Genomic DNA, 18,448 nt, shown 5'->3' with positions numbered 1-18,448 from the left:
TTATTCAGTTATGAAAAAAATTCAATATATACTTGCTGGATTGCTCTTATTCGGCACAACAGCAATAGGACAAAACCTGGTTGATGGCTTACGTTATTCTGATTATCGCATTCAAGGAACAGCTCGCTCAGTTGCCATGGGAAATGCTTTTGGAGCCTTGGGGGGCGATTTTACATCAGCCAGCATCAACCCGGCGGGCTTGGGAGTTTACCGCAGTAGCGAATTTGTTTTCACACCTTCGTTTGGAAAAACTTCTGTCGAAGCCAATTACCTGAATCAAGCAACGACTGACTCCAAATACACGATTGGTCTGCCCAATGTTGGCTACATCAGCAATTGGGGAAATGATCAGAGTGCGGGAGGCTCCGTGGTTGGATTTAGCTTTGGCGTAGGTTATAACCGGCTGAATAACTTCGATATGAAGCGCATGGTGGAAGCCAGCAATGCCAACTCGTCCTTACTTGATGATTTCACGGCCAATGCCAACAACAATGTCTGGAGTGATTATTATGAAGACCTGGCCTGGGAAACCTATTTATTACATGAAGATGATTTGGGGTATTTCAATGTTATTGAAAATGAAGGCTACGGACAAAACCAGCGTAAATCCTATTCCCAAAAAGGACATATCGATGAATTCCTGCTTTCGATGGCAGCCAATTTCAACCACCGTTTTTACCTGGGAGCCACTGTCGGAATTCATAATGTTGAATTCAAAGAAAATACAAGTCTTTTTGAATCTATGGACAACGGAATCGACTTCAATGACTATACATTCAATACCTTCCTGAGAACTACAGGAACAGGATTCAATGTTAAGCTTGGTGCGATTTACAAGCCGATTGATGCCTTGCGCTTAGGGCTGGCCTTCCACACGCCAACCTTCTACCGCATGCATGACAGCTTCGATAATTCGATGTATTCATCGGTCAACTTCGGTGATGGCGAGTATTCGGCCCTCTCCCCCTTGGGTGATTACGACTACGATTTAACTACCCCAATGAAAGCCATTTTCAGTGCAGCTTACGTTATCGGAAAATCGGCTATCATCAGCGTAGACTACGAATATGTTGATTTTTCCACCATCAAGTTAGACGATGGTGGTGATGGCTACAACTTCTTTGATGAGAATGAGGAAATCAAAGCAGCCTACAAAGCAGTGGGCAACCTGCACGTTGGTGCAGAATACCGCTTATCCAAAGAATTTAGCTTACGGGGAGGTTACGAGTACTATCCGAGTCCAATCCGCAGCAATTACCAGTCGACAACCATGGATACCTCTGATGCAAACTCATCAACAATTTCAGGAGGTCTAGGTTTCCGTCAGGGTGGTTTCTTCCTGGATGTGGCTTACAAACATGGCTTAGATAAAAATTACGCGGAAATTTACAGCGGCTCTGATTTAGGCCGATTTAAAATCACCAACGATCAGGTAATTATGACCGTAGGTTTCCGATTCTAAAAAAGAATTAATATACCAGCATATGAAAAGCGCCGGAATCTCCGGCGTTTTTCATGTTTATTCGTATGCTTTTCCATTCTGTTTATAAAAAGTTTACGACATGTTACCCCCGAAAAAGGAAAATGTCGTAAATTGATTAACTCATCCAAAACTAAAAGATGGTCAATTTCAAAGAAATAAACTATCAAGAATCGCTTGAACGTCTCAAAGAGGCTGATGCATTGGGCATCCGGCTTCGACTAGGAGAATTCAGCACGTCGCAATGGCTCCAGAAAGAAAACATCAACCTCGACGAAGTCAAGGAAGTTTCCAAAGCCTATCCCGACTTAAAAATCTTTATTATTGGAGAAGGCCAATTTGAAGGTTTCTACATTTATTCGCAGAAACAGGAAACTTGTTTTAAATTTGAGCCCGAATTATCTCTTTTAAAATAAGCAATGGCTCCATTAAATTATTCTGATGAAGACCCCATATCACTGGGTGTTTTCAATTATCACTACCATCGTGACAATTCACCGATCCTTATTCATTCGGAAGATTTTGATCCCGACGAGGTGCTCCCCTCTTACTTTTTTCGTGGTTTCAAGCAAATGCCGCCTTTGGAACAAAAAGCCCTTCAACTGGCCAATGGCCGTATTTTAGATGTGGGTGCCTGCAGCGGAAGCCATGCCTTGTATTTGCAAGACAAAGGGCATGAAGTAACCGCCCTGGAGCAATCCGCTTTGTGCTGTAAGGTTATGAATGACCGGGGAATTAAGAACGTTATCCACCAGGACTTTTTTCAGTTGCCACAGCAACAATTCGACACCATTCTTCTGCTAATGAATGGAACCGGTATTGCCGGAACTTTAAGCCGCCTGGATGAACTCTTCCAGAAACTGGCAAGCTTGCTGCACCCGCAAGGACAGATTTTAATCGATTCTTCCGACCTCATTTTTTTGTATACCGATGAAGACGGTTCAGCCCTGATTGACTTGGCTGCAGAAAAATATTACGGAGAATTAACGTTTCAAACAGAATATAAAAACCAAAAAGGCCATAAATTCCCATGGCTTTATGTAGATCCCGATTTGCTGAAAGAAAAAGCGAGACAGAATAATCTTCGGGTAAAACAGATTTTCAAAGGAGACCACTTTGATTACCTGGCGCAAATCACATTTTAAACGACCACAGCATGACAAACATAACCTACCGCCCATTAACCGCAGAAGAAATTCATCAACTGGAAAAAAACAACACCAGTGCCGACATGTGGACTAACATTACCGTTAAGGACGGCTTCGACCCCATGCGAGTCAGGAACTGCCATTTTTCCGGTAAAAACCAACTCGGTATTTTCAACGAATCCATGACTTTTTTCGGACAAGTTGAAAAACCCTGTGGACTTTACCACGCACACTTTCATAACTGCACCTTGGGCGATAATGTGTTTGTCAATCAAATTAAAAACTACATTGCCAACTACAACATTGAAGACCATGTTGTGATTGACAATACTGATTTGCTGGCAGTAGACGGAGTTTCAACTTTTGGCAATGGACTGCAGGTATCGGTTTTAGACGAAACCGGCGGGCGAAAAGTTATGATTTACGATCAGCTTTCGGCTCACCTGGCTTATATGCTGGCTTTTTATAAACACCGTCGTATTTTTAATGAGCAACTGGAAAAGCTGATTGAAGAATATACCAGTACGATTCAATCAGACCGCGGTTTTATTGGTCGTCATTCCAGTATTTGCAACTGCCGCGAAATCAAAAATGTAAAAATTGGTCCGCACACGCTGATTGATGGCGCCAGCAAGCTGGAAAACGGTTCGATAAACAGTACGCCTGAGGCTCCGGTGGAAATTGGGCATGAAGTGCTTATGAAGGACTTTATCATTTCTTCGGGCTCGCAAGTGACCGATGGTGCTGTTGTCAACAAATGCTTTATTGGTCAGGGCTGCCGGCTGGGCACGCAGTATTCGGCCGAGAATTCGCTGTTTTTTGCCAATTCTCAGGGCTTTCATGGCGAAGCCTGTTCTTTGTTTGCCGGCCCCTATACGGTTACCCACCATAAGTCGACCCTGCTGATTGCCGGCATGTTTTCATTCAGTAATGCAGGCAGTGGATCAAACCAAAGCAACCACATGTACAAGTTAGGCCCCATCCATCATGGAATAATGGAGCGTGGCTCAAAAACAACCAGCGACTCGTACCTGCTTTGGCCGGCAAAAATCGGGGCTTTCACCTTGGTTATGGGCCGTCACTATAAAAACTCAGACACTTCCGACATGCCTTTCTCCTACCTCATCGAACATGAAGATGAAAGCTGGCTGATTCCCGGAGTAAACCTGAAAAGTGTTGGCACCATCCGCGACGTATTGAAATGGCCCAAACGGGACAAGCGAACAGACCCGGTAAAAATGGATCATGTCAACTTCAACTTATTAAGTCCGTTTACCATTCATAAAATGGCCAAAGGCATAAGAAAGCTGAAGGAAATTCAACGTATTTCAGGAGAAACAAGCGATTTCTATTCCTACAATAACACCAAAATCAGGCGTCATGCACTTATCCGGGGAATGGAGCTCTACCATATGGCTATTTTGAAGTTCATCGGAAACTCAATCATTACCCGGTTAAATTCCTGCACATTGGAAACACGTCAGGATGTAAAAGTATGTTTAGAGCCGGATTCTAAAACCGGCACCGGAAGTTGGATTGACCTGGCCGGATTGATTGCCCCCAAACACTCAATAACTGCGTTGCTCAATGGCGTAGAAGATGGAAGCATCAACCAGCTGCGGGATATTGAAGCTATTTTCTATTCCTTACACGACAACTATTACAATTACGAATGGAACTGGACGGTAGAGTTTATCGCCCATTACTTTGACAAGCCTTTGGCTGATTTCTCGGTTGAAGATATCATTCAGCTAATTAACGAATGGCTGCAAAGTGTTGTGGAGATTGACAAGATGCTTTACTTGGATGCCAAAAAAGAATTCCGGCTCGAATCGATGACTGGATTTGGCACAGACGGAGATCAAAAAACCAAACAGCTGGATTTTGAAAATGTACGCGGCAAATTCGAGAGCAATGATTTTGTGAAAGAAACACTCAACCATATTGACCGAAAAACAGCCTTGGGGAAACGGGTAGTTGAGCAGCTTAGCAGAACAATCGAATAGTTCTGCTAAACCTCTCCATATCGTGCTCCAATCTTATTTTTTAAATCGAATACGGTGGATCGGCTTTTCGAACCAGGCGTAACGGTCAAGTCGAAGCAGACCATTCAATAGCATTAGGGCCAAAACGGTGCAAATAACGCCAACAAACGATCCAACATACACATCCAGAAAGAAGTGCTGCAACAGATAAATACGCGAAAATCCAATGCTTAAAGCAAGCACAAAAAACAGCAGGCCAATCCATCTTTTCCCGGCAAAATAAGCCATCAAACTCATGGCTGCAAAAATAGTCATGGTGTGCCCCGAAGGAAAGCTGTAATGATAATTAAGCTCCGCCGTATAAATAAACCGGTGAAAATCATCGTAGTAAAAATAATTGAACGGGCGCATCCGCTCGTCAAACACACCCTTTTTCAGCAAGTTGGTAAAGATACCCACCAGCCCAAGTGTTACCAGGCCGGTTAGGCCATAGCGAATTTTCCAGAACAGCAGAAGCACCATGGCTCCGGCCACATAAGTTCCCAGCCCCAGGTCAGTCAGAAACTCAACAAAACCATCCCATTCAATTCGGGAATAGCGATTCAGAAATAAAACAACATCTCCATGTTGGGTGGTTAAAAAAACGATGATCCCAAGAACCAGAAATACGCCATAGGCATACAAAAAACCCGTAAACCCTTTGCTGCGATATAAATTAGTAACAGTCTGTTTTATTCCCATTGCCATGAATAAGCCAATTTAAATGTTTGATATTGCCAGTCGCGTATTCCATACATGTACTGAAACTGGATGGCGTTTTTTTTCAATTCCCGCTTCACCGTTAGGGTATAAACCATGGGTTTGTCCCGTTCATTCTTGTAGCCGGAATAGCCGCTTAACGAATTTGTAAATGTCCACTTTTCATTGCTCAACTCCATTCCCCCGCCATACAGGAAGGCGTCATTTTGCAAGTTGTCCATATCGTTTGTTTGCCAGGAGTAAAAGCCCACCGACGCAAACGGGAGTCCTTGCCATTGATTGCCCTGAAACGGGATTTCCTTTGAAAAGCTCAAGTCAAAATAATACCCTGGACTATCGGTATAGCGTGCAGCATCGTAGCGGCGTCCTGATGCTGTTTTACCGGTCATCCGCAAAACCGTGTTTGGAAAAGCTTCTCCTTTCACCAGCTGAACCAAGGTGGAGAAATACAGATCGCCGGTAGCCAGGCCTCTGCCATCACGGTCGCGTGCAGCACGCTCATCACGCACTTCGTCCGACATGGAATAGTGCTCCACAAGCACGCCATACAACTCAATGGCAATCCGATCAGAAAACGAATAATAAAAACGTCCGGCCATGTTTTGAGTCGGATCGCCACTTCGAAAATGAAAATCAGCACTCAGGGTAAAGCTTTTGCCGGTTTCCAGCACACCTTTGGTCAACGATGGCACTGGCAAAGCATTGGGTCCCAAATAGCCCGGACTAATAATCAAAAAACTTCGCCAGCCCGGCATCCCTGGCTCCCATCCGTGCGTTTCGTTCCACCACGACCAATCTTCCTGCGCATGAATACTTCCCACGAAAAAACAAGTTAATATAAAAAGTAAGCAACGCTTCATGAATTGACGGCCCTGATTTGTTTTTAGTTACGTTTATGTTTGCACGGACTATGCCTAAAATCTAATTTAGGACAGCTTGTGCATTACCGGTACCAATGAAAAGCCAAAGATAAGAATCGCCGAACAAAAGACATAAAAAAAACTCCCATGGTGTTGGGAGCTTTTTCTCTTTACAGATTTAATTTCTTTCGGATACTCTTCGGAATGGCATCTTTGTGTACCATAATACTCATTGTTTTGTAGCGTACATAAGGTTTCGAGGCATAGAAGAATCCATCGTAAACATTGTATTCACCCCAAGAGTTTTTTACTTTGTAATAAACCGTTCCATTCTGATCTTTTGCTGTACCCACAATCAACATTCCATGATCGTCGGTGGTTTGATAATTATCAAAAGCTTCCTGGCGGATTTCCTGTGTAATTATCTTTTCCGAACCCGGTTTTTCGAGGCTATACAGTTGGTTGTTTCTTTCTGATTCCGACATTTCTTCCCAACGGGCAATTTCCGCATCGTTCATTTCCTGCTTGTCTACTGCCGGAACAACAGCCACTCCTTTTTTCGAGGTGCTGAATCCTTTTTCACTTACATCGGCAGCCCAGGCAACCGTGTACCCGTTTTCGATGGAGTTGTCAATGATTGCTTCCAACTCATCCAAAGGCACGTTGTACACTTCATCCCACATCCAGTTATCCGGAACTTCAATAATAAATTTCGAGTAAAACGGATGGTGCGTATACGAACTTACCTCCACATAGTCGTCCATATCCAAACCGGTATATTCCGAAGCAAAGCTCATAGGTGTATAGCTTGCGCCTTGGTAGTCAAACTTAGCCGGAATTTCGCCCAGGTAAGAATTCAAGGTTCCCCGAACAGACTCGCGCCAAGCCGGGCTCAGTTTCTTATTCGGATTTTGAATAACGGCTTCCACCTGATTTTTCAGGATACGATCCATTTCACCATGTACGTGCTGATTTTCGCCATAGTTTAAGCCGGTATATGCTTCTTCCGGAACAATCCCATATCGTTTAATGATCTTTGTTACATCATGAAAAGCACCTCCTGCCGAAAAGTTCAGGTTTCCGTGCAAGCGCACATATTTCATGCTCTTTTCGTCGTAAGTATGCCATACTATAAACATTTCAGACAAGTCCACCTCGGGTTTTCCGATGCGCAACATTTCAGCCTCTAAAAAGCTTAAACCTGAAAAAGACCAACAAGTTCCGGAGCGGTGCTGATCTTTAACCGAAGTAATCGGTATGTCTTTGATCGTTGTAAACTGGTAGCCTTTCGTCTCCTCTTCCTGTGCACTCACTCCGCCAACAATTAACAAGGCCGTTAATGCCAGCAACAAGTGCTTCTTTAAATTATTCATAAGTAAATATCAAATAAATTCTATAAAAGTTCGCCAAATATAGTCAATTAGTTAGCGATTGTTAAATGACATTACTGTTACCCCACTGTTAATAATCGTTAATTTTTCCGAAATTGAAGCCCCAACGCAACCTCTTTACTAATTTAGCATCTACGTTATCCGTTAAACGCTTTAGGCTTTCAGCCGTTCGATCTACTTGGCCGTCCGAAACGCCTATAACATATAAGAACAGAATATAATGAAAAAATTAAGTTGGTTAATCTTCGTTTTCGCACTCATGCAATCTTGTGCCAGCAAAAAACTGGTTGTGCCTGTTGGCAATTATACCGGTGAGTTACCTTGTGCCGATTGCCCGGGCATTATGTACTCGCTTTCGTTGAATAAAGACCGTACCTATTCGGAAAGCTCCACTTACCTGGACCGGGAAGATGGAACTTTTCGTAATTCAGGGACCTTTGAAATTGTGAACGACACCATCGTTCACCTGAAAGACAAGGACCAACACGAAGGACTGAAACAATTTGTCATTAAAAACAATCAACTGGTCATTCTTGATATTTATGGCAATCCCATTGAATCGGGCTATGCCGACTGGTATATTCTGAATAAATCGGAGAAGGCAGCCCAACAGATTGACCTGAGCGGAAAGTGGATACTGACACAAATGAATACGACCACCGTTGAAGGCGAGAATGCGCCTTATATCGAGTTTCAGCTTGACGCAAACCGGTTTAGTGGTTTTGGTGGCTGCAACCGGATTGGCGGCAACTTCGAACTAAGCGGAGATTCCATTCAATTTGGAATGATTATGGCGACAAAAATGGCCTGCTTTGATGATCAGTACGAAACGGAGTTTCTGAAAACCTTGAATGAACAAAGCTGGAAGGTAAAACAAGCCAAGCAAAGCCTGACCCTGTCCAATGCTTCCGGCAAGCTGACTTTTCAGCGTGATTCAGGGGGCTCCAACTAACGCCATTTTTAAGCCAGTATTAAGTTAAGCCCAAAAATATCCTGATCTGGAAAAAAAACATCCTGACTTTTTCAGAAAAAGTCCTGTTGTTTTTCAAAAAAGGTCAGGAGATTTCCAGAAAAAAGTCCAGACATTTTTAAATAAAGTCTGGACTTTTTTAATTTCTCTCCGGACTTTTTTCAGAAAAGTCCGGTCATTTTTGAGCAGGCCTTGAATGGCACCATCGCAACAAGGCCGGCTTTTAGTTTTCCCAAGCTGGAATTTATGCTAGTTGCCCCATTCAAACAAGTAATCCCCCGAACCGATTTGAACCAAAACCCGACCGTTTTCCTGGCCCAATAGTGTTATTTCCTTGAATTCGGAGAGTTGCTTACCTCCTTCAGTGATGGCGGCCGCATCAGAAGCCGGGATGGCAACAATCGCCTTGGTATTCACCGGCACCGAAACCTGCAAGGTCACTTTATCAACCCCTTTTTCCCATCCCGACACAACGGTACCGTAGTAGGTCTTCAGTTCTGCTTTGGCATGGGTTAATGGTTCTCCAAGCTGCGGCTGAATCCGGATTGCTTTATACCCCGGCTGATCAACCTCTGTATCGATACCGGCAACCACGCGGTACAACCAGTCGCCAATAGCTCCATACGCATAATGGTTAAACGAATTCATGCCCGGCGTTTGAAAAGTGCCATCCGGCTTAATGCCGTCCCAACGCTCCCAGATGGTGGTGGCGCCCATGGTTACCGGGTAGAGCCACGATGGATAGGTCTTTTGCATCAACAGTTCGTAAGCCACATCGGTATAACCAAAACGAGAAAGCACATGACACAGGTAAGGCGTTCCTAAAAAACCGGTGGTCAGGTGAGTGTTGTAAAGCCGAATGTTATCCACCAGGCGTTTTGCCGCCTGATCCCGAAGTTCTTCGGGCAATAAATCGAAATGAAGTGCCAGCACATAAGCTGTTTGCGTACCGGAAACCAATTTTCCTTTGGGTGTCATGTATTCCTCAGTAAAAGCATGCTTAATCTGCGCCAGCAAATCCTGATACACTTTTACATCGTCCTGCTTGCCCAGCACTTGCGCTGCCTGAATAAGCAACTGGGTGGAATGAGCATAAAAAGCCTGAGCAATTAAACTCTTGTCGGTAACGGCCGACATGCCCGAGTTATCATCAAACGGACGGTAAAACAACCAGTCACCAAAAGAATGTTTCGGCCGCCACAAATTCTTATGACTCACATGCTGAATATAGTCCACCCAAGCTTTCATACTTGCATACTGAGTTTCCAGCAAATCCTTGTCACCATAGGCCAAATACATGGTCCAGGGAGCAATGGTGGCTACATCGGCCCACCCCGGGCTAACCTGCTTATTGTTCAAAACATCAGGAACAACATAAGGCACTCCGCCATTTGCATACTGGTCGGCCGCAACGTCTTTCAGCCATTTATCAAAGAAACTGTGCACCCTAAAATTGAAACTTGCGGTACGGGCAAAGGCCTGCGCATCACCTGTCCATCCCAAACGCTCGTCGCGTTGCGGACAGTCGGTCGGCACATCCAGAAAATTACCTCGCTGCCCCCACTGAATGTTATGCTGCAGCTGGTTAACCAAGTCATCCGAACATTCAAAGGAACCCGTTAGCTCCATATCCGAATAAAGGGCTGTTGCCGTAAAATTTTCAGGCTTCAATTCTCCCGGATAACCTTCAACCTTAATGTACCGGAAACCTTGCCAGGTAAAGTGCGGTTCAAATTCTTCCAAGCCCTCCCCTTTTAAAATGAAGGTATTTTGCTGCCTGGCCGACCGCAGGCTTTCGGTGTAAAAATTACCGTCCTTATCCAGTACTTCGGTGTGGGTAATGGTAATTTTATCGCCTGCTTTTCCGGCCACTTTCATTTGTACCCAGCCCACAACATTCTGTCCAAAATCAATCACCTGGTCTCCCACCGGTGTTTCTAGTATTTCTACCGGATGGAATATTTCCTGCTTTCGAATGGGTTCATTCTCTGTTGTAACCAAAATTGTCTTGGAGTAATTTTTCACCTCTACATCGCTCCAGCCACTGTCGTTAAATCCGGCTTCAGACCAGCCTTTCTGCTCCAGACGCGCATCGTAGGTTTCGCCATGATAAATTTCGGAATAAACGATAGGCCCAGTCGATGATTTCCAGCTTCCATCGGACAAAACCACTGCTGTTGAGCCATCATCATACGTCAGTTCCAGCTGAAAAAGCAAAGCCAGCTGGTTGCCATAAGCATCCACCTTCCCCTCAAACCCAATATTTCCGCGATACCAACCATTGCCTAAGGTTACGCCCACGGCATTATTGCCTTCGTTTATCAAGTCAGTTACATCATACGTTTGATACTGCAAGCGTTTATTGTATGAAGTCCAGCCCGGTGCCAAACAAAGGTCTCCCACCTTTTGCCCATTAATCTCTGCCTCGTAAACACCTTTGGCGGTGATAAAAGCCAAGGCCTGCACAAGCTTTTTGTCGCTGGTAAATTCCTTGCGAAACAAAGGTGAAGGCCGACTCTTTTGCTCTTTAAAACCAACCTGAATCCACTGAGCCTGCCAATTAGCAGCTTGCTGAAGACCAGTAACAAAAAAAGAAGGATCACTCCATTTCGATAGTTTTCCCTTGTTGTCACGAACCCTTACCTGCCAGTAATATGGAGTGCCCGGCGCCAATTCACTTCCTTTGTAAGGAACCAATACGGACTGGTCGGACTGAACAAGCCCGGAGTGCCAGCTCAATTTTCTCCCTTGCTTCAATGCTTTCAGATCCGGACTGACCCTAATTTCATAAGCTGTTTGCATCACATTTCGTTTGTCGGCAAGTAGCTGCCAACTCAAACGGGGCATGGGATCATCAATGCCCAAAGGTTCTTGTCTGTTTTCAACCAACAAATTGGTAATCTGCACTTGAGCCACTAAAGGAACAACACTGATTGAAAGAATAAATAACAGAAGAATTCGTCTTTTCATGATGGTTTAGAATTAGGTTATTTTAGGTATTGCGAATAACTTTCTTCCGAGCTAGTCATTTCACAAGGTACAAAAGTTAGCCTGTTTTTCATTAACCACTATCCGGTACCATCCTGTCTTTCAGAGCCATTATTCAATAAAACGTCAAATACAGGCAAAAAAGGCCGCGTTTAGAACTCCGCATAAAATAAGCGTTTAAGCCCATTCCAATCCTCCTTCAGGTAATACCCAACAAGCTCATGAGACTGTCCCTGTTCTTAAACACATCAGTACTATCCCGTAAACGACAAGTGAAATAGCGTCTCTCATCAAGCAATTAGCTCCAAAAAACTTATTTTTAATTTTCGTTGAGTAAAAACAACCGTTAAACAGTATTAAATATTAGAAACACACTTAAACCATAACCAACATTCTAAACATGAGAAAACCAATTTTAGTAATTCTTCTTCATTTCTTGTTAGCGAGTGCCTATGCGCAGTGGAGCCCTGCAGGTGATAAAATCAAAACATCTTGGGCAGAAAATATCGATGTCAATCATGTTTTGCCGGAATACCCTCGTCCATCGATGGAACGGACCGACTGGAAAAACCTCAACGGACTTTGGGAATATGCCATCCAGGAAGTGGGAGCCCCAGAACCAGCAAACTTTGATGGTAACATCCTGGTTCCTTTTGCGGTTGAGTCCAGCTTATCGGGCGTTAAGAAACGCGTGGGCGACAAAAACGAGCTGTGGTATAAACGCAACTTCACAGTGCCATCAAACTGGAAAAACAAGCAGATTTTGCTTCATTTCGGGGCAGTAGACTGGCGGTCTGAAATCTGGATCAATGACATCAAGGTAGGTACGCACGAAGGGGGCTATGCGCCGTTTTCATTCGATGTAACTCCTTTTCTGAACAAATCGGGTGACCAAAAACTGGTGGTCAAAGTGTGGGACCCTTCGGAAAAAGGCTACCAACCGCGAGGCAAACAAACCAGCCGTCCTGAAGGAATCTGGTATACCCCGGTTACCGGAATCTGGCAAACGGTTTGGCTGGAACCCGTAGCCCAGAAACACATTGCCTATGTGCGCACAACTCCCGATATCGACAACAATCGTCTTTCCGTTGAGCTAATTTCAAACGGAACCAACTACAGCGATTTATACCAAGTTGAGGTGTTTGATGGCAGCACAAAAATTGCCACAGCCAAAGCATCGGCCAAACAGGCTGTCGACATTGCAATCCCCAATGCCAAATTGTGGGATACTGAATCTCCCTTTTTATACGACCTGAAAGTAAGCTTGCTAAGCAATGGCAAGGTGGTTGACCAGGTGGACAGCTATTTTGCCATGCGCAAAGTTTCCACCAAGCGCGACGAGCATGGGATTGTACGCCTGCAACTCAATAACAAGGATGTGTTTCAGTTTGGCCCGCTGGATCAGGGCTGGTGGCCGGATGGCTTATACACCGCCCCGAGCGACGAAGCGTTGAAATACGACATTGTGAAAACCAAGGATTTTGGCTTCAACATGATCCGCAAACACGTGAAAGTAGAACCTGCCCGCTGGTACACTCACTGTGACAAACTTGGAATTCTGGTTTGGCAGGATATGCCTAACGGAGATCGTTCGCCACGTTGGCAAAACCGCAAATATTTTGACGGAACGGAGTTGAAACGAAGCGCTGAATCGGAAGCCAACTACCACGCTGAATGGAAAGACATCATGGATTTTCTGTATTCCAATCCATCCATTGTATGCTGGGTTCCTTTCAACGAAGCTTGGGGACAGTTCAAAACACAGGAAATTGTGGAGTGGACCAAAGCTTACGATCCCAGCCGATTGGTGAACCCCGCAAGTGGTGGTAACCACTATCCTGTAGGCGACATGCTTGACCTACACAACTACCCCCATCCGGAATTGTACTTGTATGATGCGAACCGGGCGACGGTATTAGGTGAATACGGCGGAATTGGATTGGCTTTGGAAGGTCACCTTTGGGCGACCGATCGCAACTGGGGCTATGTTCAGTTTAAGAATTCGAAGGAAGTGACTGACGAATATGTGAAGTATGGCGAGCAGCTTCTAAAACTTGCTAAAGCCGGATTCTCAGCCGCTGTGTACACGCAAACCACCGATGTGGAAGGTGAAGTAAACGGCTTGATGACTTACGACCGAAAAGTCATTAAAATTGAAGAAGACCGTGTCCATGACATCAACCGGAAAATTGTAAACGTGCTCAAAAAATAGCGGAAAAACCGGATAAAGTAAACGTACAAAGAAGCCCCGGCAAAACGCATTGACGTTTTGTCGGGGCTTCTTCTTTTAGAGCAACGAAGTAAGCCAATCAGTGACATCCGCAGTCGTCCATGCCGCAAGTCCGCTCTTTTTTACTTTTAGGTTTCAGAAAATATTTCTTCACCAAATAAGCTACCGCAGCGGCCACAGCCAGATAAACCAAAATATGTTGCAAACTCCACATCGTCAATTTCTTTATCGTTTAAAAATTAAGTAAGCACCTGGTAAGCTCCCAAAGCAACCAGGTAAGCAAATCCACTCATAAGCACCAGCTGAATGAATGGCCACTTCCAACTATTCGTTTCCTTTTTGACAATGGCCAGCGTACTCATACACTGCAAGGCAAAAGCATAAAACAACAGCAGCGAAATACCTGTCGGGAAATCAAAAAGCTTCTTCCCGGTTCGAATATTCACATCCGACGACATGCGTTCCTTAATCGTCTCTTCCTCTTCACTACCCACACTGTAGATGGTAGCTAAGGTTCCCACAAAGACTTCGCGAGCCGCAAACGAGGTCACCAGGGCAATCCCAATTTTCCAGTCGTAGCCCAAGGGCCGAATCACCGGCTCAATCGCATGACCAATGATACCGATATAAGAGTGTTGCAACTGGTATGAAGCCACAGCGGTCTGCATTTCCTGCTCGCTCAGCATCGTATTTTCAGGTTGTGCCCGAACAATTTCTTCAGCCTGGTAAAAATCATCGGAATACCCATTCGAAGCCAGAAACCACAAGACAATCGAAATGGCTAAAATAATTTTACCGGCAACCAGCACAAAGCTTTTGGTTTTCTCAAGCACGGTATAAAGCACATTTTTTGCCATCGGAACTTTATAGGCCGGCATTTCAACAACAAAAGTAGTATGTGCCTTATTTTTGATGATCTTATCCAGCACAAAGGCCGACAGAACAGCCATTCCAAAACCCAAAACATACAAACCCATCAAAGTCAGCCCCTGCAGGTTGAAGCCCACAAACGTTTGATCGGGAATAACTAAGGCTATAATGATCAGGTAAACCGGTAAACGGGCCGAACAGGTGATAAAAGGAGTCACCAAAATGGTAATCATCCGTTCTTTCCAGTTTTCAATGTTACGGGTAGCCATAACCGCCGGAATGGCGCAGGCAGTCCCTGAAATGAGTGGCACAACGCTTTTTCCACTGAGCCCGAAACGACGCATCAAACGATCCATCAAAAAGACAATCCGGCTCATATAGCCACTTTCTTCCAGCAAGGAAATGAATAAAAACAAGAAAGCGATTTGAGGTACAAAAATCACGACACCTCCAATGCCGGGCAGAATTCCTTCGGCCAATAAGCTGGTAAAAGGCCCTTCAGGCAAGTGGTTGTTGGTCCATTCGCTCAGGTGCGCAAAAGACTGATCGATGAAATCCATCGGGATGCTGCTCCAGTTGTAAATAGCCTGAAACATCAGTAACATGATCAAAAAGAAAATGGCATACCCCCCGATACGATGCGTCAAAATACGATCTAAAACACTGCGCCAATCGGTCGCTTTCGTGCGATCAACCTGGTAGGCATTGTTCAAAAAACGATTGATATACAGGTAGCGGGCAATGGTTTCTTTCTGTTGCAAACGTTTAATTTCGGGCGTGTTTCGTTCCGAGTACTCATTCGCTTTTAGCAAGCTCTCATCAATCTTTTTTAGCGCAACATCCTGTGAAACACACAACCACAGGCGGTATAAATCTTCTTCGGGAAAGGCCTTTTGCAATCGCTCGAAATAAGTTGCATCCAACTCCGAAACAGATAGACAGGGCGAAACCGGCAACTGCTGGTAATCTTCAATCTGTTTCTTTAGCTCATCAATTCCTGTCTTCTTCCGAGCACTCATCAAGACAACCCGGGTGTTCAGTTTTTTCTCCAGTAACTCAACATCCAGGCTTATGCCCCGCCGTTCCATTTGGTCGGCCATATTGATCACCAAAATAGCCGGAATCTTCAAATCTTTAATTTGGGTAAAAAGAATGAGGTTGCGCTTGAGGTTTTCCACATCAGCTACTACCACGGCCAGATCCGGAAAATCGGGTTGCTCCTTTCTCAGCAGCGATTCAACCACCAGCTGTTCGTCCGCCGAAGATGCATTCAGGCTGTAGGTTCCGGGAAGATCAAGAATATGCGCCTTTCCTCCTCCCGGCAAGCGGCAGGTTCCTTCCTTTTTCTCCACCGTAATTCCCGGGTAGTTCCCAACTTGCTGGTTCAAACCAGTCAATAAATTGAACAAGGACGTCTTGCCCGTATTCGGATTCCCAATAAGTGAGACCTTCAATTGTTTGCCCATTTTACTCTAAAGCACTTTGGTAATTTCAATCAAGTCAGCTGTTTCACGTCTGATTGCCAGATTATTCCCATTGATATTCAGAAACAAAGGGTCGCGAAACGGCGCTAGTTGAATTAACTGTACCTCATTGCCCGGCAAGCATCCCATTTCCTGAAGCTTAAGCGGAATTTTTTCCACTGCAAAATTTCCGATAATTCCCTTTTCACCTGGTCGCAGACTGTTAATGGTCTCTTGTATTGTTGAAATTGTTAAATCAATCATGCTTTAATTTTTTCTTTCGTTAGCTTGAATTCCAAGCATTTTAATAAATCAGACATTACTATCCTTTTCCAAATAAACAAAAATAGTTTTCTGCCGAAACCTTAACAATCCCTATTACTAGTGATATTCTATTTGTGGCTATAATTTTCAGAAGTACAGCTCCCCTTTTCTTATGACTAAAACGAATGAGTACATGAAACTTATTTATCAAAGCGCTGCTTTAAAAAGCAGGCAAACCGAAAGCCTTTGTCGTGAAACAAAGGCCTTCGGCAAGCAGAACGATCAAGTCCTTGACTAGTTTTCTACTTCCACAAATGCACTCCAGCTAGCCCCACTAATGTCGAGCAGCTTTAACTCGTATTTTCCGGCCGTTAGCTGTTGCAACTGGTCATTTTCAATGCTCAAAGTCGCTTTTGCTCCCAATGGAATCACCAGACTGTGCTTTCCGGGCTTTACCCGGGCAACATAGTTATTACTAATATTTTCCTCCGGGAAAGCAGCCAGATCATCACCATTCAACGCAATAACCACCTTTCCCTTTTCATCCATCAATTCAATCCCAATCAGGAATGAGCCATATACATCGGCTCCTTCCACGCGAAACACCTGAAATGAAAGCTCATCCACAGCAATTTTTGCTTCAGCAATTTCAATTTTAGGCTTGACTGATTTGTTGTGCAGGTTTCCCCACACCCCACCGTGAAAATGCTGGTTGGTAAATAAGGTGATGAATAAAATGAGGAAAGACCCGGCAAAAACAAGCCGGTGCAGTTTTGTGAGCTGAATGGGTAAAACGCCCGAACCAAGCCAGCTAAACCAATTGTGTTTCGTTATCGCATGATCTTTCTTCTGCAAATAATAGTCGAGCGAATAGCGTCCGCTGCCAGACAAAAACAAGGTGAAACCCGAAGCTATTCCAAGAATCCCAATTTGCCATTCGTCCAGGCAGGTTGTACCAATCCAGCCTGAGCCCAATAAAATTCCCATGGCCAAACCAAAAACTCCGGCACTCATAAGCCTGGTAAAAAGTCCAAGCATAATGAAAAGCCCAACAATTCCTTCAATAATGGTAAAGGCTGCCATAGCCCACCATAACACCTCCGGATTGGAAACCAGGTACTCAATTACGGGCCCAATACCCAGCGCATTGGGCAGGAAATGGTTGAATTTTTCGCCAATGTAACCGGCCGCTTCCGGATCAAGTTTATTGGCTAAAAACAAGCGGCGCCAAAAAGCAGAGAAATAAGTCCAGCCTACAACCAGACGAATAGATAAGGTGAATAAACCAGCCAACTGATAAGACTGGACTAAATTTTTATGTTGCATGTTATTTTGTTTTGAGTTCCCCATCGTCAAACCATTCTGCAGACGCTGCACATACACAGCATTCGCTAACGACGAGGAATTAGTTGTTAAAAGATGATTTTACTTACTGCGCTCACATGCAATCAGGCAGCATACTTCAATCTTTTATACAAGAGGTAAAGAGGCACTTCAGAGCCCCTTAGAACAGGGGATCCCGGGGCGCATTCAAGTGTGGCTGCCGGCTGGTCAAAATCTGAAGTATTATTGGATAGAACGACCGAAGGTCCAAACGAGGCACTTGTTTTTACCACCTTATGCGGAACGGCATCTGCTGCATAATAATCATAACTACAGCTGGATCCGTACTGCACCGAAGCCTTAAACTTCACCAGGTTTTCCGTCGTTTGTTGCCCTATGGCACGTTGAAGCGTATTGCGAACCGAACAAGGAGCCAATGCCAAAAACAACCCCATGAACACCACCGCCCATAGCTTGTTGCTAAAAATATTGTATTTGGAAATTGTACCCATCTGTCAAAAAAACACGCTTCAATAACTATTTAAAATCATTCGTTGTTTTAATTCTGCCAAAAATAGAAAAGACCAGCAAGAGTCGCTACTGTTTAACAATTTATTAACTAGTTTCAGCTTCCTATTAACGACTATTAACGTTCCCCTAAAAGTTCAGGCCTTTTGAACTAGCAAGCAAAAGTTCCGGGGCGTTATGTCCATTAAA

Annotated in this window: 14 protein-coding genes; 6 read left to right on the top strand and 8 right to left on the bottom strand. The window is 44.4% G+C overall.

Features of this window, described 5'->3' with window-relative positions:
- Positions 1 to 10 precede the first annotated feature (10 nt).
- The 4 genes from Q1A18_RS02060 to Q1A18_RS02045 all read left to right on the top strand — a co-directional run bounded on the left by Q1A18_RS02060 (position 11) and on the right by Q1A18_RS02045 (position 4,634).
- On the top strand, positions 11 to 1,462 hold the full coding sequence (locus Q1A18_RS02060; protein WP_299576822.1) for an outer membrane protein transport protein: 1,452 nt from the start codon (positions 11 to 13) through the stop codon (positions 1,460 to 1,462).
- Positions 1,463 to 1,620: 158 nt separating this feature from the next.
- Entirely contained in the window at positions 1,621 to 1,896 is a 276-nt protein-coding gene (locus Q1A18_RS02055) for a hypothetical protein (RefSeq protein ID WP_299576820.1), read from the top strand.
- A 3-nt stretch (positions 1,897 to 1,899) separates the two neighbouring features.
- Complete coding sequence (locus tag Q1A18_RS02050; RefSeq protein WP_299576818.1) at positions 1,900 to 2,625, top strand: class I SAM-dependent methyltransferase; 726 nt, start codon at positions 1,900 to 1,902, stop codon at positions 2,623 to 2,625.
- 11 nt (positions 2,626 to 2,636) lie between these two features.
- Positions 2,637 to 4,634: a DUF4954 family protein gene (locus tag Q1A18_RS02045; RefSeq protein ID WP_299576816.1), complete on the top strand. Its 1,998-nt coding sequence runs from the start codon at positions 2,637 to 2,639 to the stop codon at positions 4,632 to 4,634.
- Between the two features lie 33 nt (positions 4,635 to 4,667).
- On the opposite strand, the gene Q1A18_RS02040 is transcribed toward Q1A18_RS02045, so the two are convergent.
- The 3 genes from Q1A18_RS02040 to Q1A18_RS02030 all read right to left on the bottom strand — a co-directional run bounded on the left by Q1A18_RS02040 (position 4,668) and on the right by Q1A18_RS02030 (position 7,605).
- Complete coding sequence (locus tag Q1A18_RS02040) at positions 4,668 to 5,360, bottom strand: phosphatase PAP2 family protein (protein WP_299576814.1); 693 nt, start codon at positions 5,358 to 5,360, stop codon at positions 4,668 to 4,670.
- Positions 5,345 to 6,193, bottom strand: coding sequence for a hypothetical protein (locus Q1A18_RS02035; protein ID WP_299576812.1), 849 nt, complete (start codon positions 6,191 to 6,193; stop codon positions 5,345 to 5,347). Before Q1A18_RS02035 ends, Q1A18_RS02040 begins: the two co-directional genes overlap by 16 nt.
- A gap of 209 nt (positions 6,194 to 6,402) precedes the next feature.
- The gene (locus tag Q1A18_RS02030; protein ID WP_299576810.1) at positions 6,403 to 7,605 is read right to left on the bottom strand and encodes a C1 family peptidase; all 1,203 of its coding nucleotides are present in this window, start codon (positions 7,603 to 7,605) and stop codon (positions 6,403 to 6,405) included.
- 238 nt (positions 7,606 to 7,843) lie between these two features.
- Here Q1A18_RS02030 and Q1A18_RS02025 point away from each other — a divergent pair, with 238 nt between their 5' ends.
- Entirely contained in the window at positions 7,844 to 8,575 is a 732-nt protein-coding gene (locus tag Q1A18_RS02025; RefSeq protein ID WP_299576808.1) for a copper resistance protein NlpE N-terminal domain-containing protein, read from the top strand.
- A 267-nt stretch (positions 8,576 to 8,842) separates the two neighbouring features.
- Here Q1A18_RS02025 and Q1A18_RS02020 read toward each other — a convergent pair whose 3' ends face one another.
- A complete protein-coding gene (locus tag Q1A18_RS02020) occupies positions 8,843 to 11,563 on the bottom strand; it encodes an alpha-L-rhamnosidase (protein ID WP_299576806.1) in 2,721 nt (906 codons plus the stop codon).
- 418 nt (positions 11,564 to 11,981) lie between these two features.
- Between Q1A18_RS02020 and Q1A18_RS02015 the strand changes: the two genes are divergently transcribed.
- Positions 11,982 to 13,793, top strand: a complete 1,812-nt coding sequence (locus Q1A18_RS02015) for a sugar-binding domain-containing protein (RefSeq protein ID WP_299576804.1) — start codon at positions 11,982 to 11,984, stop codon at positions 13,791 to 13,793.
- A 257-nt stretch (positions 13,794 to 14,050) separates the two neighbouring features.
- Here the strand turns inward: Q1A18_RS02015 and feoB are convergent, their stop codons facing one another.
- The 4 genes from feoB to Q1A18_RS01995 form a co-directional block, all read right to left on the bottom strand.
- Positions 14,051 to 16,147, bottom strand: a complete 2,097-nt coding sequence (gene feoB, locus Q1A18_RS02010; RefSeq protein ID WP_299576801.1) for a ferrous iron transport protein B — start codon at positions 16,145 to 16,147, stop codon at positions 14,051 to 14,053.
- Between the two features lie 6 nt (positions 16,148 to 16,153).
- A complete protein-coding gene (locus tag Q1A18_RS02005) occupies positions 16,154 to 16,408 on the bottom strand; it encodes a FeoA family protein (protein ID WP_299576799.1) in 255 nt (84 codons plus the stop codon).
- 294 nt (positions 16,409 to 16,702) lie between these two features.
- Positions 16,703 to 17,734 carry a TQO small subunit DoxD gene (locus Q1A18_RS02000; RefSeq protein WP_299576797.1) on the bottom strand — a complete coding sequence of 344 codons (1,032 nt, stop codon included), beginning with the start codon at positions 17,732 to 17,734 and terminating at the stop codon, positions 16,703 to 16,705.
- 122 nt (positions 17,735 to 17,856) lie between these two features.
- Positions 17,857 to 18,243, bottom strand: a complete 387-nt coding sequence (locus tag Q1A18_RS01995; RefSeq protein ID WP_299576795.1) for a hypothetical protein — start codon at positions 18,241 to 18,243, stop codon at positions 17,857 to 17,859.
- Between the last annotated feature and the right edge of the window lie 205 nt (positions 18,244 to 18,448).

Origin of the sequence: uncultured Sunxiuqinia sp. (genome assembly GCF_947495665.1) — a bacterium.
In the GTDB taxonomy this organism is placed as follows: domain Bacteria; phylum Bacteroidota; class Bacteroidia; order Bacteroidales; family Prolixibacteraceae; genus Sunxiuqinia; species Sunxiuqinia rutila.
Note: the sequence above shows the minus strand (reverse complement) of the source record. Positions and strands in the feature narration are given on the sequence as shown.